The organism is Paenibacillus sp. sg306046, from assembly GCF_059821225.1.
Map to the genome: position 1 here is coordinate 228,052 of NZ_JCAMRT010000001.1, position 26,058 is coordinate 254,109.

Annotated in this window: 20 protein-coding genes; 3 read left to right on the forward strand and 17 right to left on the reverse strand. The window is 44.9% G+C overall.

The genetic code is table 11. The annotated features are described in order from the left end of the window. Positions 1 to 11: 11 nt before the first annotated feature. The 14 genes from AC6ROY_RS01005 to AC6ROY_RS01070 all read right to left on the reverse strand — a co-directional run bounded on the left by AC6ROY_RS01005 (position 12) and on the right by AC6ROY_RS01070 (position 17,199). Positions 12 to 1,319, reverse strand: a complete 1,308-nt coding sequence (locus AC6ROY_RS01005) for a nucleotide sugar dehydrogenase (RefSeq protein WP_500098091.1) — start codon at positions 1,317 to 1,319, stop codon at positions 12 to 14. Continuing rightward, a complete protein-coding gene (locus AC6ROY_RS01010; RefSeq protein ID WP_500098092.1) occupies positions 1,312 to 2,904 on the reverse strand; it encodes an asparagine synthase-related protein in 1,593 nt (530 codons plus the stop codon). Before AC6ROY_RS01010 ends, AC6ROY_RS01005 begins: the two co-directional genes overlap by 8 nt. A 4-nt stretch (positions 2,905 to 2,908) precedes the next feature. Beyond that, entirely contained in the window at positions 2,909 to 4,210 is a 1,302-nt protein-coding gene (locus tag AC6ROY_RS01015) for an oligosaccharide flippase family protein (RefSeq protein ID WP_500098093.1), read from the reverse strand. Positions 4,211 to 4,267: 57 nt separating this feature from the next. After that, positions 4,268 to 5,347, reverse strand: a complete 1,080-nt coding sequence (gene wecB, locus AC6ROY_RS01020) for a non-hydrolyzing UDP-N-acetylglucosamine 2-epimerase (RefSeq protein ID WP_500098094.1) — start codon at positions 5,345 to 5,347, stop codon at positions 4,268 to 4,270. 66 nt (positions 5,348 to 5,413) lie between these two features. Further along, on the reverse strand, positions 5,414 to 6,694 hold the full coding sequence (locus tag AC6ROY_RS01025; protein ID WP_500098095.1) for an O-antigen polymerase: 1,281 nt from the start codon (positions 6,692 to 6,694) through the stop codon (positions 5,414 to 5,416). A gap of 43 nt (positions 6,695 to 6,737) precedes the next feature. Beyond that, on the reverse strand, positions 6,738 to 7,853 hold the full coding sequence (locus tag AC6ROY_RS01030) for a glycosyltransferase (protein ID WP_500098096.1): 1,116 nt from the start codon (positions 7,851 to 7,853) through the stop codon (positions 6,738 to 6,740). 55 nt (positions 7,854 to 7,908) lie between these two features. Continuing rightward, positions 7,909 to 8,679: a glycosyltransferase family 2 protein gene (locus tag AC6ROY_RS01035; RefSeq protein WP_500098097.1), complete on the reverse strand. Its 771-nt coding sequence runs from the start codon at positions 8,677 to 8,679 to the stop codon at positions 7,909 to 7,911. A gap of 29 nt (positions 8,680 to 8,708) precedes the next feature. Then, positions 8,709 to 9,578, reverse strand: coding sequence for an NAD-dependent epimerase/dehydratase family protein (locus AC6ROY_RS01040; protein WP_500098098.1), 870 nt, complete (start codon positions 9,576 to 9,578; stop codon positions 8,709 to 8,711). A gap of 30 nt (positions 9,579 to 9,608) precedes the next feature. Further along, positions 9,609 to 10,235 (reverse strand): sugar transferase, encoded by a 627-nt coding sequence (locus AC6ROY_RS01045; protein WP_500098099.1) that lies wholly within the window; start codon positions 10,233 to 10,235, stop codon positions 9,609 to 9,611. A 131-nt stretch (positions 10,236 to 10,366) separates the two neighbouring features. Then, positions 10,367 to 12,190 carry a polysaccharide biosynthesis protein gene (locus tag AC6ROY_RS01050; RefSeq protein ID WP_500098100.1) on the reverse strand — a complete coding sequence of 608 codons (1,824 nt, stop codon included), beginning with the start codon at positions 12,188 to 12,190 and terminating at the stop codon, positions 10,367 to 10,369. A 27-nt stretch (positions 12,191 to 12,217) separates the two neighbouring features. After that, entirely contained in the window at positions 12,218 to 12,919 is a 702-nt protein-coding gene (locus tag AC6ROY_RS01055) for a CpsD/CapB family tyrosine-protein kinase (RefSeq protein ID WP_500098101.1), read from the reverse strand. Next, complete coding sequence (locus AC6ROY_RS01060; RefSeq protein ID WP_500098102.1) at positions 12,894 to 13,664, reverse strand: YveK family protein; 771 nt, start codon at positions 13,662 to 13,664, stop codon at positions 12,894 to 12,896. Before AC6ROY_RS01060 ends, AC6ROY_RS01055 begins: the two co-directional genes overlap by 26 nt. Positions 13,665 to 13,748: 84 nt before the next feature. Further along, complete coding sequence (locus AC6ROY_RS01065; RefSeq protein WP_500098103.1) at positions 13,749 to 16,160, reverse strand: S-layer homology domain-containing protein; 2,412 nt, start codon at positions 16,158 to 16,160, stop codon at positions 13,749 to 13,751. A 274-nt stretch (positions 16,161 to 16,434) separates the two neighbouring features. Continuing rightward, the gene (locus AC6ROY_RS01070) at positions 16,435 to 17,199 is read right to left on the reverse strand and encodes a tyrosine-protein phosphatase (RefSeq protein ID WP_500098104.1); all 765 of its coding nucleotides are present in this window, start codon (positions 17,197 to 17,199) and stop codon (positions 16,435 to 16,437) included. Between the two features lie 238 nt (positions 17,200 to 17,437). Between AC6ROY_RS01070 and AC6ROY_RS01075 the strand changes: the two genes are divergently transcribed. Both AC6ROY_RS01075 and AC6ROY_RS01080 read left to right on the forward strand, forming a co-directional pair. After that, positions 17,438 to 18,727 carry an arsenic transporter gene (locus tag AC6ROY_RS01075; RefSeq protein ID WP_500098105.1) on the forward strand — a complete coding sequence of 430 codons (1,290 nt, stop codon included), beginning with the start codon at positions 17,438 to 17,440 and terminating at the stop codon, positions 18,725 to 18,727. Between the two features lie 63 nt (positions 18,728 to 18,790). Beyond that, positions 18,791 to 20,341 carry an ATP-binding protein gene (locus tag AC6ROY_RS01080; protein ID WP_500098106.1) on the forward strand — a complete coding sequence of 517 codons (1,551 nt, stop codon included), beginning with the start codon at positions 18,791 to 18,793 and terminating at the stop codon, positions 20,339 to 20,341. Positions 20,342 to 20,530: 189 nt separating this feature from the next. On the opposite strand, the gene AC6ROY_RS01085 is transcribed toward AC6ROY_RS01080, so the two are convergent. Beyond that, positions 20,531 to 22,426: a PrkA family serine protein kinase gene (locus tag AC6ROY_RS01085; RefSeq protein ID WP_500098107.1), complete on the reverse strand. Its 1,896-nt coding sequence runs from the start codon at positions 22,424 to 22,426 to the stop codon at positions 20,531 to 20,533. Between the two features lie 247 nt (positions 22,427 to 22,673). Here AC6ROY_RS01085 and AC6ROY_RS01090 point away from each other — a divergent pair, with 247 nt between their 5' ends. Further along, positions 22,674 to 23,561 (forward strand): DUF2161 domain-containing phosphodiesterase, encoded by an 888-nt coding sequence (locus AC6ROY_RS01090; RefSeq protein WP_500098108.1) that lies wholly within the window; start codon positions 22,674 to 22,676, stop codon positions 23,559 to 23,561. Here the strand turns inward: AC6ROY_RS01090 and AC6ROY_RS01095 are convergent. After that, positions 23,558 to 24,478: an NAD(P)/FAD-dependent oxidoreductase gene (locus AC6ROY_RS01095; protein ID WP_500098109.1), complete on the reverse strand. Its 921-nt coding sequence runs from the start codon at positions 24,476 to 24,478 to the stop codon at positions 23,558 to 23,560. The genes AC6ROY_RS01090 and AC6ROY_RS01095 overlap by 4 nt on opposite strands. A gap of 173 nt (positions 24,479 to 24,651) precedes the next feature. Next, positions 24,652 to 25,947 carry an MFS transporter gene (locus tag AC6ROY_RS01100; protein ID WP_500098110.1) on the reverse strand — a complete coding sequence of 432 codons (1,296 nt, stop codon included), beginning with the start codon at positions 25,945 to 25,947 and terminating at the stop codon, positions 24,652 to 24,654. Positions 25,948 to 26,058 lie beyond the last annotated feature (111 nt).

Below are 26,058 nucleotides of genomic sequence, written 5' to 3' on the forward strand. Positions count from 1 at the left end.
ATAAACCCTCCCTATAATAATTCAATATTATCCCTAACGAGAATATGTTTCATTGCATTTTTTGTATCAAAAATGACTCTAGCATGTTTTTGAACCAGGCTGTAGTCAACATTTGTATGGGCAGTAGTAACTATAACAATATCAACACTTTCTATAAGTTCAATTGTCAATGTTTTCTCGCCCTTTTTCACCTCGCCATGCTCGCAGTATTCGGCAACGAATGGATCATGAAATAATATTTCTGCGCCTTGTTTTTCTAATTCTTCAATAACTCTAATAGCAGGGCTTTCTCTATAGTCTTCAATATCCTGCTTGTAAGCTACACCTAGAATCAATATCTTTGATCCATTTATAGCCTTTTTGTACCTATTAAGAATTTTACTTGTTCTTTCTGCACAATATTCTGGCATCCTATCGTTGACCATCATTGATGATTCTATCATTGAGGTATGAAACCCATACTCGCGGGCTTTCCATGAAAGATAATACGGATCAAGCGGAATACAATGTCCGCCAAGGCCAGGCCCGGGATAAAAAGCCTGAAATCCATAGGGCTTTGACTTAGCAGCTTCAATAACTTCCCAAATATTTATTCCCATTTTGTTACATAAAATCGCTAATTCATTTACAAGACCAATATTTACATTTCTATAGGTATTTTCAAGTATTTTTTCCATTTCAGCAACCGCAGGAGATGAAACCTGATGAATAGGAGCCTCCAATATTGTTTCATACATAGTAGCTGCAAGATCTGTACAAATCTGTGTTATACCGCCTACAACTTTAGGTGTGTTTTTTGTCTTATAAATTAAATTACCGGGATCTACACGTTCAGGAGAAAACGCCAGGTAAAAATCTTGGCCACATACCAGCCCGGATGACTCAAAAATTGGCTTGAGTAATTCTTCTGTTGTTCCAGGATACGTAGTAGATTCTAGGACAATTAGCATATCTTTGTGCATATAAGGAACAATACTTTCCGCAGAAGCTTTCACATAGCTTATGTCTGGTTGTTGATGTTTATCAAGAGGCGTTGGCACACAAATACAAACGCAATCTGCGGCAATTACCTGGGCAAAATCGGACGTTGCGGAAAGCAATCCTGTTTTTACTATTTGCTTAAGATCTTCATTGACTACATCGCCAATATAATTTTCCCCAGCATTCACCATATGTACTTTTGATTCCTGGACATCAAAACCTATTGTATTAAATCCAGCTTTGGCCTTCTCCACTGCTAATGGCAATCCTACATAACCTAGACCTATTACGCCTAAAGTCGCCGTCTTATTTATAATTTTTTCTTTCAAGCTAGTCATTTTTTTCCTCCAACATTAAAGTTTTCTTTTTAATCAGTTCGATATATTTCAACGCAAGCCCAGAATTAATATGTGTTCCTTTCTTAAGAAAATATCTAATTTTCATTCGAAATGTATATACCCCAAACCAACCTAAATCGTCATTGAGAAATGACCTAATAGAAAATATATATATCCGTAATCTATCCGGAATATTTCTTTTAATTCTTGACATAATGCTCATTTTTTCAATTTTAGCTTTCGATATTTCAAAAACATCTTTCTGGCTACTTTCAACATATCTAAAAAATAACTCTCTATTAATTCTCAGATTTATCGGTACAGTACCCCAGAATTCCATAAGCCGATCATCCCATAAAGGTAATCGCCATTCAAATCCAAAAAACTCGTAAACCCGAATTGAATTCACGATAAATTTTGACTGTCGTTCTCTCCAATCCCAGCATTCAAACTCATCAGCGATTTCTTCCTGAGAATATTTATCTTTTATAGTTACTTCACTTCTCAGCTTATTAACGATATTTACTTTCACACGCTCATCTAAATGATCAAATTTCCATAAATTATAATGCTTACCGAGTATAGAATTGATTAATTCTTCAGAAGAAAAATGAGCGTTTTCGCCGAACTTCACAGGAATATGGCTTCCAGCTATAAAATCATAAGAATGACCCGGTATGAATACTGAATCTTCATGAATCAATCCCTTTTCTTTAAGTTCCTGGACTGCCAAAAAATCTTGTATGTGAGCAAGTGACGCATAATTACTCGCGAAGTCTAAATACTCCTTATATAATTCACTTTCAGAAAAATCCTTCCATTTCCTTTCATTATATTGTACAAATACCCATTTGAATCCTAATTTATCCGCAATATATTTGGAAATCCTACTTTCCTTATTATTACTTTTCCCATAAGTAAAGCAAATTACATTTTTATAGTTTAATCTTTTTATCATTAACGCGATGAGTCTAGAATCTTGTCCACCACTTAATGGAATAACTAATTGTCTATCATTGATCGTATTTAATAATGTTTTAAAAACTTTTATGTGCAGCTCATCTAAATTCGAAATGAAATCAACCGACTGCTTCACCAAATTATTATGTCTAAACTCAAAATAAGTTATCACACTCAGCTTTTTTTCTTGTTCATAAAATACTAAATACTCACCAGCGCTTAGCTGCTTAATTCCTTTTAACAAAGTGTCTTGTCCGGTAACATACCCTGTGAAAACAAACTCTTCTGCCGAAATAAGATCAATTTCATAGCTGCCAATAGCAGCTTCAATTTCACTCGCACTATCACTAATATAAAAATTTTGATCATCAAGATAATAAAATAGTGGGATACTTCTTAACTTATCTACCGCTGCAAGCAGCCTTCCATTTCTATACTCTACAAAAGCGAAGCATCCATTAACATTATTTAATTGCTCGGGAATTGTTACACTACTACCATCACGTTCCTGAGATATAAGCGAGTTATTGATTCCGTTATTCCCCGCTACATACCCTTTAAAATACATTTGATTTTCAGCATTCCATTTAAATGCCCTATTATCTTTAAGAATAATTTTTATCAAGTTATCACCACAGCCTCAATCTGCCTAATTTATTAAGTAAAAACCCATGTAATTTTTGAAATTCATCCCGATTTATTAGGAAAAATTCTCTCATTGAAAAACTTTCGCTGCGTATAAATAAAAAAATATAGACACAACCATAGAAAAAATACGAAATAACCGAAGCCACAGCAGCTCCCATCATTCCAAAAAAAGGAATGAACAAGATATCTAAAAGAACATTAATTAGAAAAGCAAAAAAAGTAATTTTTAAATGTATATTGGGGCGTCCCTCAGTGAAAAAATACGCATATGAAACTTTACCAATTGAGGCAAAAATAACACCAATAAACAATACGAAAGTTACTTCAGAGGCTTTACTGAACTCTTGACCAAATATAAATGGTATTATTGGCGTAACAAGCATACCTAAAATTGAAATTATTGCAGAAATATAGAACGTATATTTCACAGTCAATGCTGTTAACTTTTTTTTGTCATAGTTATCTTTGTTTATGTTATACAACCGACCAATTAATGCGGATGAAACACTAGTTGGCACCAAAAATGCAAGCTCAGCTAAACTGACAGCTACCGAGTATATTCCCATGGCATCAACCCCTAGTAAGAGTTTAATCAGGAATTGATCTATTCTATAGTTTAAAAAAATAAACAGTGCTGACAGATAGGCGATGAATCCAAATTTCATTTCTTCTGAAATTATTGATTTTCTAATACTGAAAACATATTTAATGGACATACCCTTTATTAAAAATACTGTTCTTAACAACGAAGCTAGTATAAACACTACTAAGTAACTATATATAGTTACTTGATAACTAAAAGACAACGCTGCTACTGCTACGAATATAATAAGTTCACTTATGAGTAAATATTTATTTATTTCATAAATTCTTTCACTACCTACATAAAACTCCTGAACACAAGTCATAATAAAAATAATTAATACATATAAAAGACCTAGAGTAATTAATCCGATAGAATATTCAGTAAACATTAATGAAATACTTCTCAAAGAAAATACAGCTAGCGCAATTAAAATAAAAATCATTAATAATGCACTAATGTTATTTCTATAGATATCTTCCTTACTATAATTTGATTTTTTATAGAAATATGCGGTAGCATTATTTAAACCCAGATGGCCATAACTTCCTATGAAACCGAAAATTAATATAAAATAAGAAACATAACCTTTTCCTTCAGCTCCAAGTCCTCTTGCTATAAATACACTAGTTATAAAAACAAGTATTATTCGGATAATCTGGGCTACGAGATTAGTTGCAATATTTCTTCTATAACTCATTCGAAACCCACTTTCTGAGTTACTGCATATTTATAAACGACTACCACATCCCTATAACTATCCATACATCTTCCATAAAATTTCAGATATTTTCTGAGAAGCATTTCCATCGCCGAAAAGTAATTTTTGTTTGATATGTTGCTCAGGTTGAGAATTTTCAACAGAATCCACAATCTTAGATGCTTCGATTTCACAAAGCGTATTCCAATTACCACTCAAAGTTTCGATCCATTCAGTTTCGTTACGCAAAGTTATGCAGGGTTTGTCTAAAAAGTAGGCTTCTTTCTGTAATCCACCGCTGTCAGTAAGTACCTTTGATGCATTTGAAACTAATAAAAGCATTTCAAGATACCCGACAGGTTCCTGTAGAATAAGATTACTCATATTATTTGTTAAAACAATTTCTTGAACTATACTTTTTATTCTAGGATGCACTGGAAATAAAACGGGTAAATTTAATTTATTAAAACCAGCTAATAGCTCTTGAAGTTTTCCAACTTTATCAGTATTTTCGGCTCTATGTATTGTAGCCAAATAATAGTTAGATGGAGTTAAGTTGAAATCAGACAGATAATCACTGGCATTTATCTTTTGATTCGCTAACTTTGAGAAAAATATAGTTGAGTCTAACATCACATCCCCGACATTAAACACTCCATTCACTATACTTTCCAACTTAAGGTTATTGACGGCTGTTTGAGTAGGACAAAAAAGAATTTCTGATATATGATCAGTCAATATCCGATTTTGTTCCTCCGGCATTTTTTTGTTAAAACTTCTTAAGCCAGCTTCTACATGAACTATTGGTACATGAAGTTTACTAGCAGCTAAAGCACCCGCTAATGTAGAGTTTGTATCTCCATACACAAGCACGCAATTTGGATTCTCTTTAATTATAATCTCTTCAATAGCCCACATCATTTCACCAGTTTGGCGTGCATGAGACTTAGAACCGATTTTCAGGCTGTATTTAGGCTTCGGGATACTTAACTCATTAAAAAATATATCTGACATGTTACTGTCATAATGTTGTCCTGTGTGTAAAATAATTTCTTCATGTTTTTCCATTAGGCCTCTTGATACTACAGCAGCTTTAATAAATTGAGGCCGCGCCCCAATAATAGATAGTATTTTCATATTCCATCACTCACTTAATTTTATTTTAAAAAAACACTTCATGTTAATCTATTCAATGCTTCTTATTTAATGTGAATTGCTGTCATCGCCACCAAGCTTATGATGTTTGTCGTTATACACATATAATATTAGGATGAAAAGTAACAAGCCGTTATTAAGCATGTTTGTTAACAAACCAATATTAGAAAGGGAAAACATGAACAGAATGATAAATGCTTTTGCTAATATGTCTTTAAATTTTGTATTTGACAGTGAATCAATTACCCTTAAAACGATGCCAAGTATCACTGAAAAAGCAAGCATTCCATAAATCCCGAAATTCATATATGCATCGCCTAAATATCCAGTATTTGGCCAATTATTTGAATAGTAGATTTGTCCTATTAATTTAACCGGATGAATGGAATAGATTGGTTCTGAAAAAGCAAAGCTAAAAATTGAATGAGATAACAACATTAAACCGTTTTGAGAAAAAAACTCGTAGTACTGAAAATTAATTTGAGCCGGTAAAAAGAAAATTCTACTGATCAGCATTGAAGGCAAAGTTATACTCCCACTAAATTCAAATATAACTAATGAAATTAGTATTCCTAGAATTGAAAATAAAGTAGCTGAGTACTCAATTGGTTTTTTACCGTTTTTAAACAACATCATTATTACTAAAATTGCCAGAGGATAGAACAAAAAAGTCTTATGAGAAGTCAGCAAATATAAAACAACCTGCAGAGCAGTCATTAAAATGAATACCTTTTTATTTCTATTAAATGCAGCAATAATAATGATAAAAACATTGATTATTGTTCCTTGCCAGGGCACTAGATATTTCATAAATTCATATCCATAGTTAATTTCACTTCTTATGTTATAGACCTCATCGAAATCAAAAAGTTTAAGTGTTGGTAATCCGTTAAATCGTACTAATAATCCATAAACTACAATAGTAAGAATAAAAAAAACGAAAATTAACATTCCATTTAAGGAATATCTTAAATCAAATGAAAATTTCGGGAATTTATTCACGATAAAAACAAGTAAAATAAATGATATAAAAACGGAATAACAGTAAAACCTTGATTCGTTTTTAAGTGCATAAATGGATAATATCGGTAAAATCATTAAAATATTCAAAACATTCACAGCTACGTTTGATGGAATACTTTTATTAGGTAAGGAAAAAAAGATAAATAGCAAGATTAAAGTGGCCTCTACATACTTTGCGAAGCTAAAATCTAGTGTAAATCCTAAATAGTTAAACGTCGGATTCAGAAAATAAATATAACTGATATCAAGTACTGATTTAAAAATAATTAAAAGTGCTAAATACTTAATACTTTTACTAATATTCATCCATCTCCTTCGTATCCATTACTCAGTTAAACCGGTAGTTCTTTTAGGTACGATAAATTTTCAATAAGGATTTAATATTACTTTCCCAATAATATTTCTCTTTATTTCTAACCATATTTTCTTTAACCTTGATGATTTCATTTTCATTTTCAACGATTTTTGATAATACTTCCAATAAACTTGTTTTTAGATTTTCAGGATCAACACTCCAGCCTAATGATTGATCATGAACGATACTACCAAACTCTGAATTTTGATAAGCAATTATAGGAGTATCCGTTACCATACTTTCAAAAAATTTGTTCGGAAGGGAAATTTCAGAATCTTTTGATGGGTAAACTAAATAAGTAATATCTATTTTCGAGTACAAGATTTCTAATTGTCCGATCGTATACTCACCAAAAATAGTAACATTATTGTATTTATTTATTTCTATATGTTGTTTGATTGCTTCTAGCTTAGTTCCCTTTCCAGCAATGAAAACTTCAACCATTGGAAACTTACTGGAAACATCAATTAAAACTTTTAGTTCTTCAAAATATCGAATTACACCTATAAATCCAATAACTACTTTCTCACGCTTTTCTTTCACAATAGATTTAAACGATTCGCGCAATGGAGCATTGGTAACTACTAAACAATTAGAATACTCTTCATATAATTTCTGCATATTGGGTGTTACTACAATGTGATAGTCAACTCTTTTAAGCATTTGCCGTTCAAATCTTTTAATAAAAAATGCGATCAAATTATTTAGTATCCCGCCTCGACCTTCAAAATAAAGATAAAATAAATCATGTTCATCATAAACTAGCTTTACTTTGCTTTTGGCAGACTTTAAAATGAGACCAACAACTAACCCATCAAAATCGTGGCAATGGATAAAATCACAAGTTGTTTTCTTTAAATATGTTCCGCATTCTTTTATAAACCTAACAAAACCCAGCAATTGATTTATACCAGAACCGTACTTTCCTTCAATAAAAAAGCGTTTAATTTTAATTCCCTCAATAATTTCCTCAGGTTTCTCAACATATTTTCTCTCTCTGTCCCATGCTAAAATTTCAACATCATGTCCACACTCTACTAATGACTTTGCTTCTTTGAAAACTCTTGGATCTGGATCAAAAGCATTTGTTAATACCATTTTAATGTACATCTTTTTCTCCTTGTATAATCGGCATTATAACGTTAAGCAGTGTTTCTAAGATAAATTATACTAGTTTTATTTTCCTATATTTAAAAATAGATTTATAAATATGACTAGCCGTATAGAAAACTGACATAGCAGAATTTATTCCAACAAACCTGTAAACTTTGTATGTCATTTTCAACGTTTTTGATTTATTTCCAGACTTTGATTTTCGAGAAATTCTATAGGTCAACAAAGGTTCATTAATTCCATGAGCAACTACTCCTAATTGTAAAATTCTCAACCAAACTGCAAAATCCTCATGCATATCATCTTTTTCCATTTTAATATTTTCAAAAAAACTTTTTTTCAACAGAACAGAAGAACAGGATATAACATTTTGCCTTAACAGCTGTTTATATGAAACCATAGCAGGAACCTCGAAAATTCCAGTATACGGCTTGTTGTCTTCATTAATGTAAGTAACACCTGTAAAGAGAAATTCAGCATTCTCCTTTTGTATACGGGCCATTTGTTTTTCAATTTTTGTATTTGCCCAAATATCATCACTATCTAAAAATGCAATCCAGTTTCCAGATGCAATAGAAATTCCTCTATTTCTTGTGGCTGACACACCTGAGTTTTTATCATTCTTAAAAAACTTAACCCTGCTGTCCTGCTCACTATACTTTTGAATGATCTCTACCGTGTTATCTTTAGAACCATCATCAATTACGATTAGTTCCACATGTGCATAGGTTTGTTGTAAAACAGAAATGATTGCATCGTCGATATATTTTTCGCAATTATATGCTGGCATAATAACGCTAACTAGTTCATCCTTCTTTAGCATAAATATAGCTCCCCAAATTCACTTGTGTTTCATTTTAATTCTGTTCGCTTTATTGATTCCTCAAATGTACATGTCTCATAATCAAATTTCTTTCCATCTACTTCGGTTCCTGGTCCGCCTAACATCTTCATATCATAAACCAATGATCCGAAAACTTTTCTAAAGGTCTCCGACATCCGCAAGCCTACATGAACTCCCCAATTGAAAAGAAACGTTGTCTCAAGTTTCTTTCCATGGACTTTAGCAATGAGTCTTACAAGCTCTGTTGTGTTAACATAATGTTTGTTTTGTGGAAAAAATATTCCTCTACAATTATAATCAACGACAAGCCTTATAAATTCCGATAGATTATCAATAAAAATCATACTACGGTAGTTTTTTATATCTACAAAGAATGGAAATATTAAGGGCAGTTTTGCTAATTTAGGATAGTTACCTCCACAGTTTTTGCCATACACCATCGGAGGCCTAAGCACAGCTACCTTAAAACTTTCATCTTCGATATCAAATAGAAACTTTTCAGCCTCCAACTTCGATGCAGCATAAGGTGTTATTGGAGTTGGATTTGTAGCAGCATCTATGTTTCCAGTCTCAGATCCATACACCGCCATCGTACTCAAAAAGATAAAAAGCTTAACGCCATCATTTTTAGCTTTTTGAGCGATTTCCATAGTTAAGTCCCGATTTACTTTGAAATATTGCTCAGTATCACTTTCTTTTATATGAACAATAGCAGCTGTGTGACAAATTACATCATATTCTTCAAATGACCGATCTTTCCACCGGCCATCTCTAACATTTATGCTCTCAACAGTATAATTACCAGGCCATTGATCCATCCAATTTTTAAGTGAGGTTCCAATGTAACTACGAGAACCTGTCACTAATATCTTCTTCATATCAAGCTTGTCCCTTCCGAGAAACTCCGATCAATCATGAATTGCAGTGTTATTGTCCTGACTGACATTCTTATTTCTATCATTTACACCTGTTCCAACGATTACATAAGTAACAGTTTTCAACAATATCATCAAGTCAAAACAAAGGCTCATTTTTTGAACATACTCACCATCATATTTACCTTTTAGCTCATTGCTTATTTCATCCCTACCATTTATCTGAGCCCAACCAGTTAGACCTGGATATATCGAGTTCACCTTGTACTTGTCTCTAATGGCTATAAGATCGGATTGATTCCAAAGAGCTGGCCTTGGACCAATAACACTCATCTCGCCCATCAGTATATTAAAAAGCTGGGGCAACTCGTCTAAGCTCGTTTTCCTCAAAAATGAGCCGCTTCTGGTAATGTAACTTTCAGAATTAGATAACAAATGAGTAGCTCGATCTTTAGGTGCCGTAGTTTTCATTGTTCTAAATTTAATGATGTAAAAATGTCTTTTGTTTCTACCTATCCTTTTTTGTTTGAAGAAAATGGGACCTCTGGAGTCAATTTTTATAATAACTGCGATGACTATCATTACAGGCCACAGAAGTAACAATGAAACTAGTGCAACAATAAAATCAAGTATACGTTTAAAGCTAAAATATAACTTCATGGTCACACCCTCATAGTAATTATTTTCAAAAACCAAGACACCCCTGTATTAACAACTAGGTGCTGCATACACACTAAGTGAAATAAAGAAGGTGCCTTTATTAGTTTCTTTACTGGGATATAATATACAATTTAACTCACATTCAAAAACGTCGGCACCATACTCTTCAAGCTCTCCCGAATCAGCGCCCGATCCCCACTCAAGCTTTTCTCCAGCATCTTCAGCTCCAGCTCGAACTGCGCCTGGTTGACCAGTGTAGGCTTGCCAATGAAAATCCGGTCGTGAGTCGTAGAGCCGATCCCTTCCTCATCGGTCAGCAGCTCTTCATACAGCTTCTCGCCTGGACGAATACCGGTAAATTCGATCTCGATATCCTCATACGGCCGGAAGCCGGACAAGCGGATCAAATCTTCGGCGAGCTGCACGATCCGTACGGGTTCGCCCATATCGAGGATGAAAATTTCCCCGCCCTTGGCGAAGGCTCCAGCCTGAATGACAAGTTGAACCGCTTCCGGAATGGTCATGAAGTAGCGGATCATATCGGGATGCGTGACGGTAACCGGGCCGCCCATAGCAATCTGGCGTTTGAAATGCGGGATGACGCTGCCACGGCTGCCGAGTACGTTGCCGAAGCGGACAGCGACAAATTTGGTTTTGCTTGTTTTGCCCAGCGACTGAACGATCATCTCGGCGATTCGTTTAGTTGTCCCCATAATACTTGTCGGGTTAACGGCTTTGTCGGTCGAGATCAGGACAAACCGTTCACTGCTGTAGCGATCGGCAGCCTCCGCAACATTTTTGGTGCCAAACACGTTGTTTTTGATCGCTTCGGCCGGATTGCGCTCCATCAGCGGTACGTGCTTATGAGCGGCGGCGTGGAAAACGACCTGCGGCCTGTACATTTGGAACACTTCGTCGATTCGTTCTCTATCTTGTATATCGGCAATAACGGTCTCGATCGGGAGTGCCGGATATTTCCTGCGCATCTCCATTTCGATATTGTAAATGCTGTTTTCACCATGCCCGAGTAAAATCAGACAGGCTGGCTGGAAGGGCGCAATTTGGCGGCATAACTCCGAGCCGATCGAACCGCCGGCTCCCGTGACGAGCACCGTTTTATTTTCAACATAATTGGCAATGCCTTCAAGATCGGTATGTATAGGATCGCGTCCGAGCAAATCCTCGACTTCAACATCGCGAATTTGTCTGACCGTTACCTTTCCATTAATCAAGTCATTCAGGTCCGGTATAATTCGCAGCTTGGCCTTCGTCTTTTTGCAAGCCTCGATAATATCGGCCGTCGCCTTACGGGACAAAGAGGGAATCGCGATAATAATCTCATCAATGTGCATAGCCGCTGCAGCCTCGACAATCTGTTGTCGTGAACCGACAATAGGCAAATCATGTACACGCTGCCGCTGCTTGGCTGGATCATCATCAATAAAGGCAACCGGGTACAGCTCGGCGTCCAGTTGGCTGAGCATTTCCTTGGCAATTAAGGCGCCGCAGTCTCCTGCTCCATAAATCAGCGCTTGCTTTTGTGTCGGAGGCTTCTTGAGCAGAAAACGGTCGCGCACAATACGCCAGCCGAAGCGTGACCCGCCGATGCAAAGCAGCAAGGTTTCATAATGGCGCAGCAAGATCGACAAGGGTACCCGCTCCCACAGGATGACAAACGTTACGGCGTACGACAACACAACGCCAACCGTGACTGCCTTGAACAGGGCAATCATTTCTCCGACGCTGGCGTACTGCCATACGCGATTGTACAGCTTGAAGTAACGAAGCGTAAGAAAACAAATCGCACTGGAAATTGCTCCATAAATAATGGCTTGGCCGATAAAGGAGGATGGAATGTTCCCGTCAAAGCGAAGCACATATGCGGTTAAAATACTAAACCATACAATCGCCATGTCCAGGATCACCAACAGCGAATGCCGTTTCTCGTAACTCATGTCCATCCTCCATCACCTGATCATCCGTTATTTTTTGGGCTCATTGGCCCCGTAATAGTAATAATAGTAAGACTCGGCATTTTTGCGGTCCATGTTGTTTAAGACGACACCCAAAATACGCGCCTTCACATGATCCAGATTGGCTTTCGCTTTAATCGCCATCTCCCGCTTGACCTTGCCTGCATCAACGACCAGAATGACCCCGTCGCATTTGGTAGCAACAATCTGTGAATCGGTTACGGCCAAGGTCGGTGGAGCATCAATAAGAATAATGTCGTAGGATTGCTTCAGCTCATCCAGCAGCGCCGTCATCCGCTTGGAAGCCAGCATTTCCGACGGGTTAGGAGGAATCGGACCTGAGGTGATCAGAGCCAGCCCTTCCACATACGTGTTCTGCAGCACATCGCTCAGCTTCGCTTGCCCGGACAAAATGGAAGTCAGCCCGAACCGATTGGTCACGGAAAAAGTATGATGCATCGTTGGCTTGCGCAAATCGGCATCAATGACGATGACCTTCATATCGGTCTGTGCATAAGCGACGGCCAAGTTCGTAAGTGTCGTTGACTTGCCTTCACCCGGTCCCGCCGAGGTGACCATAATAACCCGCAGCTCTTCGTCAATCGCAGAAAATTGAATATTTGTTCGCAATGTCCGGTAAGCTTCGGAAATTGGAGATTTCGGATTTTCGTGCGTAATGATCGGTCTACGATTTGGAGTGGATGGAAGCACGGTTTCGTTCACCTACTTGTTCTGGTTTTGATGGAGTAGCGCCTGCTTTGCTCCCCTGCAAATCCTCTTCCTTGATCTTGGCAATCATCGCCACAGTCGGCAGGTCCAAATATTGCTTGATGTCTTCTTCCGTCTTGATCGAGTCATCCAAATATTCCAGCAAAAACGCAAGTCCGATCGCAATCATCAGAGAGACGACCAGGCTGATCGCAATATTCAGCTTGGGATTAGGTTTAACCGGGGTCGGATTTTCCATATAGGTCGCTTCGTTCAGCAGCGATACATTATCAACCTTCATGATGGAGGGGATTTGGTCCTGAAATACCCTGGATACGGCATTGACGATATCTGCAGCTTTATTATAAGAGTTGTCTTCTACGATAAGTGTCATAACCTGGGTGTTGTTCACAGAGCTAACTCGAACTTTCTTGATCAATTCATCTGCACTGAGATTGAACTGCGGATAATCCTTGGCCACCTTATCCATAATTCGAGGTGTTTTGATGACCTCTTTATATGTGTCAATCAAGCGAATGTTTAAGTTGACCGAATTTATATCGACCTGCTGCAAGCCCTGCTGTTCATTTGACTTGTTCACGATCAGCTTCGTAGAAGCTTCATACACAGGCTCCATAAAAAAATAGCTCACGATACCCGTAGCCATCGTACAGACCAGTACAAAAGCAAGGATTAACCAGATCCGCTTGCGGATGATCTTGATATAATCCTTCAAATCAAGTTCCATGATGCTCCTCCATCCTATAAAAACAAATCCTCAAAGCTGATACCCCCCCTCACAAGGAGAGGAGGTATCTCGGAGTAGGCTCGCTTATTTGTTCAGCAACCGGTAGATCACGACAGCAGCTTGTGCGCGAGTCGAATTGTCATTCGGGTTGAACTTGTCGCCGTCTTCTCCAACGATGATGCCTTGGGAAGCCGACAGAGCAACGCCGGATTTCAGAGAATCGTTGATTGCAGCAGTGTCTACGAAGCTTTTCAGCGCTGCATCCGCATCCTTCACCGCTGCAATGTCCTTAACCTTGGTCAACGCACGGGCAGCAATCGTCGCCATTTCAGCGCGCGTTATTTGGCCGTTCGGCTCAAATTTGCCTTCGGAGCGACCGTTAACAAGACCATTTTTGACGGCAGCAGCGACATAAGGCTGGAACCAGTCGTTGTCGTTAACATCGTCGAAGCTTTCGGATGCATTTGGCGATTGCAAGCCAAATGTATTTACGATCATCTTGGCGAACTCAGCGCGCGTTACCGTTGCATTCGGCACGAATTGCTTGTCAGCCCGGCCTTCCACAATCCCCTTGGCAGCCGCTACCTGGATTTGACGCCCAGCCCATGCTTCAACTGCAGACGTATCGTCAAAGGAAACCTTGTTTTCAACGACCGTATAGGTCGAGAATGAGCTGCGTTTTTGCGACAGCTGTTTCGTTGCATTGTCATACTTACCAGCGTAAAACTCCAGCTTGCCATCAATAATCTTGGCAAGTGTCAGCAGCTCCGCATCAAAGCGATTCACATTGTCCACCGGTAAGCTCAATGTAACTGGCTGCGAGAAGCTGGTCACATTACGTCCGTCTACCGTAAATGTAAATTCATAAACTTGCGAAGCAAGCGGCAAATCGGTTGCTTGCGTGGCTACCGAACCATTCTGCGTCTGAATGCCCAGCGTCGTGTCCGCATTGAAAGCGGCCGGATCAAGCGCTACGCCAACGCCATTCACTTGAATCGCAATTTGGCCGATACTGCCGTTGCGAGCTGCATCCAGCACAGACTTGTCAAGCGGAACCGCAATGGACGCTGCACTGATGGTGCCGAGACTCAGCTTCAGCTCCAGCTTGTCTGTCAGACTCGCTGGCGCGCCCAGCTTGTCCAGCTTGTCAGCAAGCTGCTTTGCCTGATTCAGCACATTTTGCACTTGCTTGACCAGATCAGCAGCAGCCAGCTTCAGCTCGGCTTTGCCATCGGTTACGACAATTTTATTGGACAGGTCCAGCGTGGCTGCCTTCGCTACAGCTTCCTGCGCTTTGGCGGCCAGCTCGTTCAGGAAGGCGTCCTTAGCCGCTCCCTCCAGGTTAGCCAGTTCAGCTGCGGCGTTGTCAAGCTCCTTGCTTACTGCGTCAACGGCCGGGTCCGTGGAGTCAGTAGAACCGCCACCGCCCCCACCGCCGCCATTAGACGAGGATTTTTCTTCTTCTTTGGCAAGCGTAACAGCTTTCTTGATGATCAGCTTGTTATCCAGCTTCGTACTCGGCAGGTTTATCCGCCCTTGCAGCTCGCCTGTTGCGGTCGTGCCTGCGGCCGAGATGCTTGCGGAAAGCGTGCCTGTTGCGCCGTTATAGCTAGTCACAACCGCTTTATTGGTAGAATCAAAGCTAACCTTGAGCAACGCTTCAGGAATGGTCAGGCCCGCTACATTAAACTTCACGCTGTAAGCGCCGCTTGTGCCTGAGGTCACCTCGTTGCTGTACGATTTATCAATTTTATAACGCAGGGCGCCCAAGCCGAGGCTGTACACAGCTTCATGCTCCGGGTCCACCGCAGCGACAAAGTTTTCGGTTGTATCGGCGATGTCCTGCGAATCAATATGCAAGCCCTTCAGCATCCGGTTGAACGGATTCGTCAGGTCGCTCAGCACGTTATCCGCCGCTTTCTTGACCAGCTTTTTCAGCTCAGTCTGGTCATTGGCAGCCAGCTTGCCCAGCGTCACCAGATCAGCGCCATTAAGCTCATTGAATAAAGCCGTCTGGAATTTGTAAGCATATTGAATGACATCATCCGTTTTAATTTCGCCCTGCTTCAAATCTTCGCCCGAAGCGGCTTCAAGCTGATGCAAAATGCCGCGCACAGCCGGCTTGTTCAAATAGTCAACCATGCTCTCCTTGGTCGTATCAAAGAACGGGGTAAGCTTCGTAAACAGCTCTAGCACGCCGTAAGCGTCCACTGGACCCGTGATATCCTTCAGCAGCGGATCAACGATGGCTACATCGCTGTTCGTCAGCGCCGCCAGCTTGGCGTCAGCTGCGACAATAGCGTCCTTCTCTCCGGCTTCCCACAGATACGATTCGAGCAACTTGATCTTATTTTCCACATCATCAAGGCTGGCAGCATGAGCAACGCTGCTGATCCCCATTTTCTCAAACAGTCCTTTTTGGCTAAGCGGCAATCCTGCAAAGGATGCAAAGGTCAAGCTGGCAGCGACAGTAGTTGCAAGTAATTTTTTCTTCACGATTCACATTCCTCTCCTTTTCAAAATCTATTATGTATAAAATCTAGAGTTTAGAAGAAAGCGGTTCTAGTTCGTCAGCCATCGTTAGCAATAACGAACAGCCGCTCACTCTTCTATGTCTTGATAAACACAGATTAAATCCGCCTTTTTCTATAGCTTACTTGTGGAATGTTACATGAATATTAAGAAATGGTCAAATAAATAGCTCACTTTTTTCCATAAATAAAGAAATTTTAATGTATTCAACCAAGAATCATCTATGACAGCCCGAATGCTACCAAATTCTCCACCAAGGCTTCTTCCGGGCTTGCGTCAACGCAAGCAGTGGAATATCCTCCCGCTCCAGCAGCCTGCAGGCATTGTCTTGCAAGTATTGCTGCATCGCTCCGCCGCAGGCCTGCCCGATCGCCTCGTATGCCTGTTTAAGTCCAAAGGCCCGGCCTTCCAAATTGTGCGCATCAGATGATACGAATTGAACGAGTCCCTGGTTGCACCAATCGAAGCCTATTTTTTGCAGCTTACGTCCAAATGACCCATTGACAGAGTGCGAGGTTAATTGAGCCAGCGCGCCTGCCTCGATCAGAGCCGCAAGCTTGTCAGCGTCGGCGGCCAGTTCGGCATTGCGCTCCGGGTGAGCAATAATCGGAAGCCAATTCCGAATCCGCAGCTCGTGAATCATCTCCAGCGTATACGCTGGAACCTCGGCCGTCGGCAGCTCCAGCAGCAAATACGGCGTATCATGAAGCCCGATCGTGCCGCCGTTCTGCAGGTCGTCAAGCAGCTCGCGGTTAAGCCGCACCTCTTGCCCCGCCAGCACGTTTACGGCAACGCCCTCGGCCTTCAGCAGCCGATTCAGCATCTCCACATCATGGCGAATTTGCGGACCTGGATTGGAAAACCTGCCGTTCGCATGATGAGGGGTCGCAATCAGCGTGCGAATGCCTTCCCGTTCGGCAGCCTGAGCCATCCGGACAGCAACCGTCTCATCCATAGCGCCGTCATCAATGCCTGGAAGTATGTGCGTATGTATGTCGATCACCTTGTCGTCTCCTATCCTTGCAATCTCCCATCCTTGCCAACTTGAACAATGCATCTTAACTAAAATTATAATGAAAACAAAGTGATTTGTCATGAGCCTAATTATGTGAACTTTACTACGAAAATCTAATTCCAACGGTTCCCGCTTCATTATCATTTACTTCATATTTCGACAAGCGCTATAATAGGTTAATTACGTAGCATGAAATGAATGGATCGACATACGCGGAGGCTGTCCTATGTTTGTTTTTCTTGCAAGCTCCCTGTTTATCATCACAATGGTCTTCATTATTTGGCAGCCCCGGGGGCTGAGCATCGGCTATCCGGCAGTTGCAGGCGCTGTGATTGCTTTGCTTCTCGGCGTCGTAGACTGGGCCGATGTGCTGGAGGTCACCCGGATCGTCTGGAACGCCACCTTCACGTTTATTGCTCTGATCGTTATTTCGCTGGTGCTGGACGAGCTTGGCTTCTTCGAATGGTCGGCGCTTCATATGGTACGACTGGCCGGCAACAACGGCAAACGGTTGTTTATGCTCACGATTATACTTGGCGCCGCCGTTGCCTGTGTATTTGCCAATGACGGAGCGGCCTTGATTTTGACGCCGATCGTGCTCGCTCAAGTCCGGTCGCTCAAGCTCGGACCGCCTTATATTTTGGCCTTTGTCATGGCCAGCGGATTTATCGCCGACACGATGTCGATTCCGCTTGTCATCAGCAATCTGGTCAACATCGTGTCGGCGGACTTCTTCCATATCTCCTTCGGGGACTATGCGTCGGTCATGCTGCTGCCCACCGTGTGCTCGCTGCTCGCCAGCATGGGCATGCTGCTCTGGTTTTACCGGAAGCAAATTCCGGGACAATACGACGCAAGTATAGCGAAGCAGCCGAAGGACGCGATCCGGAGCCTGTTTTTATTCCGTCTCGCCTGGGTCATGCTGCCCGCCCTGCTGATCGGCTATTTGTTCTGCGAGCGGCTGGGTATTCCCGTTTCCGCTTGGGCGGGGACAACCGCTGCCATACTGGCCATAGCGGCGCACCGGACTGGCGTCATGAAAATTCGGCGCGTAGCCAAGGAAGCTCCGTGGTCGATCGTTTGGTTTTCCATCGGCATGTACGTCGTGGTGTACGGCTTAAAGAACGCCGGTTTAACCGATTGGCTGGCCGGGTTGATTGAATGGTTTTCGGCATACGGCGTCTGGGCGGCAAGCCTTGGCATGGGCATGCTGGCCGCCGTGATGTCCTCGGTCATGAATAACCTGCCTTCTGTGATGATCGGCGCGCTGGCGATCGACGAGACGTCAACAACCGGCATCATCCGGGAAGCGCTTGTGTATGCGAATGTCATCGGCGCTGATCTGGGGCCCAAGATGACGCCGATCGGCTCGCTGGCCACACTAATCTGGCTGCATGTGCTGGCGCGAAAAGAAGTTTCCATCGGATGGCTATATTATATGAAAGCCGGCTTCATTCTGACGATTCCGACGCTGATCTTCACCTTGATCGGACTTGTCATCCGCCTGCAAATTTAGCTGGGACAGGGCTGACATACGTGTTATAATGAACCGAATGTGACAGGCAGGTGATTTCATTTTATGCAAAAAATCCCAGTTGTTCGTGACAAAAAAAGCTCGTCAATTTTGATCATCCCGTCCGATGAAGTTGTGAAAATCGAATGTATCCGCGACAAAGAATATATGATTCATACGGTGAACGACAAGTTTTATTGGGCTGCTTCGCTGGAAGCCTTCGAGGAGTGGCTGTTCGAGGAGGGCTTTCGGCTTATTGATCAGATGAATGTAGTCAATATGAACCATGTAACCGCCTATGAACCGCGCAAAGGAATCGTCAAGCTGCAGACCGGACCCGATTCGCCTTATAAAACAGCATCGGCGGCCTGGATTCACAGTGAGCATATTACGAAGATTATGAGCCTGCTGCTGAAAATGAAGGAGCTGGATCACGGCATTCCCGAAGACGGCGATGACTTGTTCGAATCTGTGCTGGCCCAGGAAGAGGATTATCGTTTCGCGCGCTCGTACGCCATGATTCAGGCTTTGTACGAGAAACGCAAAGCGGAAATTTTGCTGGAGCAAAGCGAGCTGCGATATAAATCGTTATTTGAGCACAATCCGGACCCGATTTGTTCCTTCAACTTAAACGGACAGTTTACGAGCGTCAATCCGGTGATGTTCGAGGCTACCGGCTACTCCGAGCAGGAGCTGCTGAACAAAACCATTGATGTGCTGCTGTTTCCGGAGCAATACACAACCTGGTCTTCCAACTTCCAATCCACTCTGGACGGCGCGCCCACCCACTATGAGATCGCCTTCCGACACAAAAACGGCAGCCGGGTCGAGCTTAGCCTGCATAATTTCCCGATTTTCGTAGGCAAGCAAATTGCCGGCGTATTTATGATCGGGCAAGATATCAGCGAACGCAAACGCGCGGAAGAAATGCTGCTGCGCTCCGAAAAGCTGTCGATCGTCGGCCAGATGGCGGCCGGTGTGGCGCATGAAATCCGCAACCCGCTGACCTCGCTCAAAGGGTTCGTCCAGCTGATGCAGTCACGCGTCGATGGCTTCGAGCATTACTTCAATATTATGCTGGAGGAGCTTGACCGAATTAACTTCATCGTCAGCGAGTTTCTCGTCATTGCCAAGCCGCAGTCCGTTGTGTTCGAGCCTAAAGACCCGGATGCCATTCTGCAAAATACATTGCTGCTGACCGGCTCCCAGGCGATGGCGCGGAATGTTCATATTGTAACGGAAGCCGAGCCGGATTTGCCGCTTATTAACTGTGATGAAAATCAGATCAAGCAGGTGTTTATCAATATATTAAACAACTCGGTGGATGCCATGGCTGACGGCGGCACCATTACCGTACAGTTCAAGCGGCATGACGACGGCCGGGTGCTGCTCCGATTCGAGGATCAGGGCTGCGGCATTCCGGAGGACCGGCTGCCCCGCTTGGGCGAACCGTTTTATACCACGAAGGAAAAAGGAACCGGTCTAGGTCTGATGGTCACCTTCAAAATTATCGAAAACCACGGAGGCCAGATGAACATCCACAGCCGGCTCGGTCAAGGCACAACGGTTGATATTTTGATGCCGCCCGTCCTGTCCGGTCTGAAGCCATCGCCGTAGACACCGAAAATACGGAGCCGTCGCTTGCTGTGCGACAAGATAATTAAGAAGCGCAGTGCCTCTGAAGCACTCGCTCTGACAAACAAACCCCGTCAAACCGCTTATTCGCGATTTCGACGGGGTTTTTGCGCTTGCACCGTGCAGGGTACGACCCAAAGTGAAGGTCCACGGCGGATTCGCTCCCGGCGCTTACCGGTTAAGCAAACTGCCTACGTAGCGAAGCAGCTCATTGGCCGAGGCCGTCGTATACCCGTGCTCCTCGACCAGCCGCTTAATCACTTCATTGATCCGCTTGAGCTGATTTTCATCCGGCGTCTTGGTTGACGTTGTAATTTTGACGATATCCTTCAAGTCAGTAAACAGCTTCTTCTCAATCGCTTCCCGCAGCCGCTCATGGCTGCTGTAGTCGAACCGGCGTCCCTTGCGGGAATACGAGGACATGCGGATCAAAATTTCTTCGCGGAACGCCTTCTTCGCATTTTCGGAAATGCCAATCTGCTCCTCGATCGAACGCATCAGCCGCTCATCCGGGTCCATTTCCTCACCGGTCAAGGGGTCCTTGATTTTGGTCCAGTTGCAGTACGCCTCGATATTGTCCAGATAATTGTTAAACAACGTTTTGGCCGACTCGTCAAAGGAATACACAAACGCCTTCTGCACTTCCTTCTTGGCCAGCTCGTCATATTCCTTGCGCGCGATGGAGATGAAGTTCAAGTACCGCTCCCGCTCCTCCTTCGTAATCGACGGATGCTGATCCAGTCCATCCTTGAGCGCGCGCAGCACATCCAGCGCATTGATAAACTCCAGATCTTGGCGGATCAGCGCGCTGGATATGCGGTTGATGACGTAACGCGGGTCAATCCCGGTCATGCCCTCCTCCAAATATTCGCTCTGCATTTCCTTCAGATCGGCTTCCTTGTAGCCCTCGACCTCTTGGCCGTCGTACATCCGCATCTTCTTCACCAAATCCATCCCCTGCTTCTTGGACTCCTTCAGACGGGTAAGGATGGAGAAAATCGCTGCGGCCCTCAGCGAATGCGGCGCGATATGTACGTGCTTCATGTCACTTTGGCCGATAAGCTTCGTATAGATTCTTTCTTCCTCCGACACCTTCAGGTTATAAGGAATCGGCATGACGATCATTCGCGACTGCAGCGCTTCATTTTTCTTATTGGCGATAAAGGATTTGTATTCAGATTCGTTGGTGTGGGCGATAATCAGTTCATCGGCGCTGATCAGCGCAAACCGGCCGGCCTTGAAATTGCCCTCCTGGGTCAGCGATAGCAGGTTCCACAAAAACTTCTCGTCGCACTTGAGCATCTCCTGAAATTCCATCAGCCCGCGGTTCGCCTTGTTCAGCTCCCCGTCAAACCGGTAGGCGCGCGGGTCCGATTCAGAGCCATATTCGGTAATCGTCGAGAAGTCGATGCTGCCGGTCAAGTCGGCGATATCCTGCGACTTCGGATCAGACGGGCTGAACGTCCCGATTCCCGTGCGGCTGTCCTCGGAAATAAACACACGTTCCACGGCGACATCCTCGATGCGGCCGCAGTATTCCTCGCGCAGCCGGATTTGGCAGGAGGGGCATAGGTTGCCCTCGATTTTCACATGAAACTCCCGTTCAACCTCCGGACGCAGCTCGTGCGGAATCAGATGCAGCGGCTCCTCATGCATCGGGCACCCCTTGATCGCATACACCGCACCATGATCTGTACGTGAAAACTGCTCCAGCCCCCGCTTGAGCATGGTGACAAGCGTCGACTTGCCGCCGCTCACCGGTCCCATCAGCAGCAGGATGCGTTTACGCACATCCAGACGCCGGGCAGCCGAGTGGAAATACTCCTCCACCAGCTTTTCGACCGAAGCATTCAATCCAAAAATTTCCTGTTCAAAAAATTGATACTTCCGATGCCCGCCCTCATCCGTAATGCCGTGAGAAGCGATCATTTCGTAGACCCGCGCATGCGCCGTCATGGCGAGGCGAGGATTATCGCGCAATTTCTGCATGTATTCGGCGAAGGTGCCGGACCAGGCCAGCCTTTCCGTCTCCGTGCGATAATCGGCGATTTTTTTGAATATATTCATGTTACTTACCTCCTCCGGGCTTTGCGCAGCAGGCAAAACCAGCTTTCAAGAATGTCGGCACTAGCTAAGGGCGGCTATGCATTGTCAGGCAGCGGAAGCGCTCGTCTGAAATCCGAAGTGTATTAAATACCTATGCAGAAACTCGTACGAAGTTGCCCGATATTTTAATTTTGCCTATAATGTGAGTACTTGTAGAAGCGGAACAATGCGATGTGCGGCAAGCAGCCGTGTGAAAGGAGGAAGCAAGATGCCGATCAAAAGCGAAACAGAGCTGTACGCGCCGGTCAAAGCCTATCTGGAGCAGCAGGGCTATGAGGTTCGCGGAGAAGTGCGACACTGCGATCTGGTCGCCCTAAGGGGCGAGGAGCCGCCTCTGATCGTGGAGCTGAAGCGTTCCTTCTCCATCCCCCTGCTGCTGCAGGGCATCGACCGGCTCCGTCTCACACGGTTCGTCTATGTCGCCTTCGAGCGGCCAAATAAAGGACGCGCGCCGCATGGCGCAAGCTGGCCGGAGCTGCGGCGGCTGTGCGGGATGCTCGGCATTGGCTTGATGACGGTGCAATTTTATCGCAGCCGGAAGCCGCGGGTTGAGGTGGAATGCCATCCGCCGGATACGCCGCTGGCCGGCGGCTCAGCAAGCGGACGGGCGCCACGGCGCAGCAAGCTGGCGGCAAGCAGGCTTGAGCAGGAATTCCGCGAGCGCGAGGGCGATTACAACGTGGGGGGCAGCACCCGGCGCAAGCTGGTCACCGCGTACCGGGAGAAGTCGCTGCAGCTCGCCGTATTGCTGCAGGAGCACGGTCCGCTGTCGCCGCGCAAGCTGCGGGAGCTGTGCGGCAACAGCCGTGCAGCAGGCATGCTGCAAAAAAATGTGTACGCGTGGTTTCAGCGCGTCGAACGCGGCATTTATAAGCTGACGCCTCAAGGGGAGGAGGCGCTGCTTGCATTCGCCCATGTCGTGGAAGGACAGCGGGCCAGGCTGCTTGCGCCCGCTTCTGCAGCGGCCATCGCCGGACAGGCCGCCGCTTCTTCCGGCTCGGACAGCCAGCCGAAGCTGGGGCGGCATCACAACCACGACGGCATGCCAAACAGCCGGGCTCATCAGAGCCCGGCTCCCTCCGGCCAGCAGCGCTAGAGGCGGCGATCAAGCAGCCACTTGTGCATCCAGATAGCCGCTTGCGCTCCCTCGCCCATCGCGATCACGGCTTGCTCCGCGTGAACGCCGATATCGCCGGCCGCCCAGACAGCAGGCACATTCGTCATTTTCGACCGCGGGTCCACGACAATATGCCCGTTCTCCAACCGCTCGATGCCAAGCGGCACCGCCCAGTCGGAGTTGACCTTATTCCCGCCGAAGGCAATAAAGCCCAGGTCCCCTGCGACAACCGTGCCATCCTGCAGCCGCACGCCGGCAAAAGCCGCAGGACCGGACTCAGACGGATTGTCAGCCGACAGCACCTCTGTAATTTCCATCCCGATATAGGCAATCTCGCGTTGCCCCAGCTCTATGCGCGTATTGTAGCCGAAATCACTGTTCGTATGGTCAATATAAACCAGATCCTCACACCAGCGGCTCAAGGCCAACGCCATCTCAGCGCCCGCCTTCCCCGCGCCAAGTACAAGGGTACGCTTGCCGATCGTCTCATAGCCGTCGCAATCCGGGCACACATAGATGCTATGGCCCAGCTTTTCCTCCAGTCCGGGCAGCGGCGGGTAATTGTCCCGTACGCCGGTAGCGATCAGCAGCGTGCGGCCATACTGCCTTCCACCGGAGGCCAGCAGCACCTTGAGCTCGTAGTCGGCATGAACAGCCTGCTTCACCTCGTCATCGAGAAACTTGACCCCGTACCGTTCAGCCTGCTGCCGTCCAAGACGCCGCAGCTCTGTGCCGGACACCCCATCCGGCCAGCCGATGATATTATGGTAGCCGCCGCATATGGTGGAGCGCCCGTAACCCCGATCCACGACAAGCACCGAGCGCTGATAGCGGCCCAGCTGAATGGCAGCCTGAAGTCCGGCAATCCCGCCTCCGACGATCAAACATTGAACCATCGCAGCTCTCCTCCTCTCGTCAACAGCTTGGTCAGCGCGAAGCTCATGCTGTGCTCCAATTGGAAGCAAGCTGTTTTGCCTTCGTCTAACATCCTATATACAGTGTCCCCCCGGCATCGCCAGAACCATGCATTTGTACAAAAAAGCTCCATACCGCTTCTGCCCCTGCATCGTCAGGCCCGCTCCCCTCCGTTAGCCGCCTGCCGGATATCCGGCTGCCCCGCCGCCGGACTGCGCTCGATCAGCGAGACCATGGCAAACTGCAGCACAGCCGTCGTCAAAATAATGGCCGGCAGCAGCTCGAAGCCGTACTGCTGCGTCAGCGCCACGAAGGTGAAAATCGACACGACACGTCCGATATTCATAAAAATTTCACGCAGCACAATCGACTCTACACGCAGCTCGCCCCGCAGCGGCAGCTCTCCAATCAGCCCGTAAAAGTAAGAGGTGGCGGCATTGCCCTGCAGCGGCGCGCATATGGAATAAATAAACATAAACAACAGCACGGTCATCAGCGTCATCTCCGCCTGCAAGCAAAGCGAGCCGATGACAAAGCCGACAGCTGTATATAAAATAAACGCCCGGGTGCGCTCCTCCGTGCCGAAGCGAGAAATAAAAAATCCGGCTCCGATGCTGAGGGCGGCCAGCAGCACGCCGAGATAGCCGACAATATCTTCACGGCCGACGATCCGGTAAATTAAGATGTTGGGCAAAAACAGCATCAGTCCCTGCAGCAGCCCCAATGTGAAAAAGGAAAACAGCGATTTGGCCCAGCGCCGCTGCTTGCGCAGCAGCAAGCTTGTATATTTCAAATAATACGCTTTATGCCGGGAACCGGTCATTTGAATACGCAGGCTGCCGATGGTCGCGATCAGAAACATAACACAAGCGATGCCAAACACAAACGTATACCCTTGCAGTCCGTCGTTGGAGCGAATGAGAAAGCCGGCCAGCGCCGGTCCGATCAACCCTCCGAGCGTAAACGTAATGGTATTGATCGCCAAATAACGGATGCGGTTGCGGTCGGTGGAAACATCATACATCAGGGTCAAAAAGCCGACCCAGTAGAAGGCGCTGGCGATGCCGTTGCATATCGCAAACAGGACATAAAACGTCACCACATACTCTCCGGCGAATACAACGGCCAAATAAAACACCGCGTTCATCGCAATTCCGAGCCGATATACGACCATCTGGCTTCTGCGCTTGATCAGCCAACCGCCTACAATAAAGGCAACGGCTACCGCCAAATAGTTGACGGCATAATAAATGCCGTTAATCGCCATACTTTGCGTTAGCCGCCACAAATACAAGGTCAGGAAGACGCCGGACATCGAAGCCCCAAATTGAAAGCAAAAATGAATAAACAGCGAGATGCCCGCTTCCTTCGACAGCTGCTTATCAGGCGGCACCGCCGCCCTTCTCGCATCCAGCCAATTCGCGAGTCTACCTCCGAATTTCACACCCATCCTCCACCATTCCGCCTCTCTCATCGCCCAAGCTGACTGTTGATGCAATTAGCTTCATTGTATCAATGCCGAATCCGCTTGCAAAACGGCAAAATCCTGCTTTAGGCACGT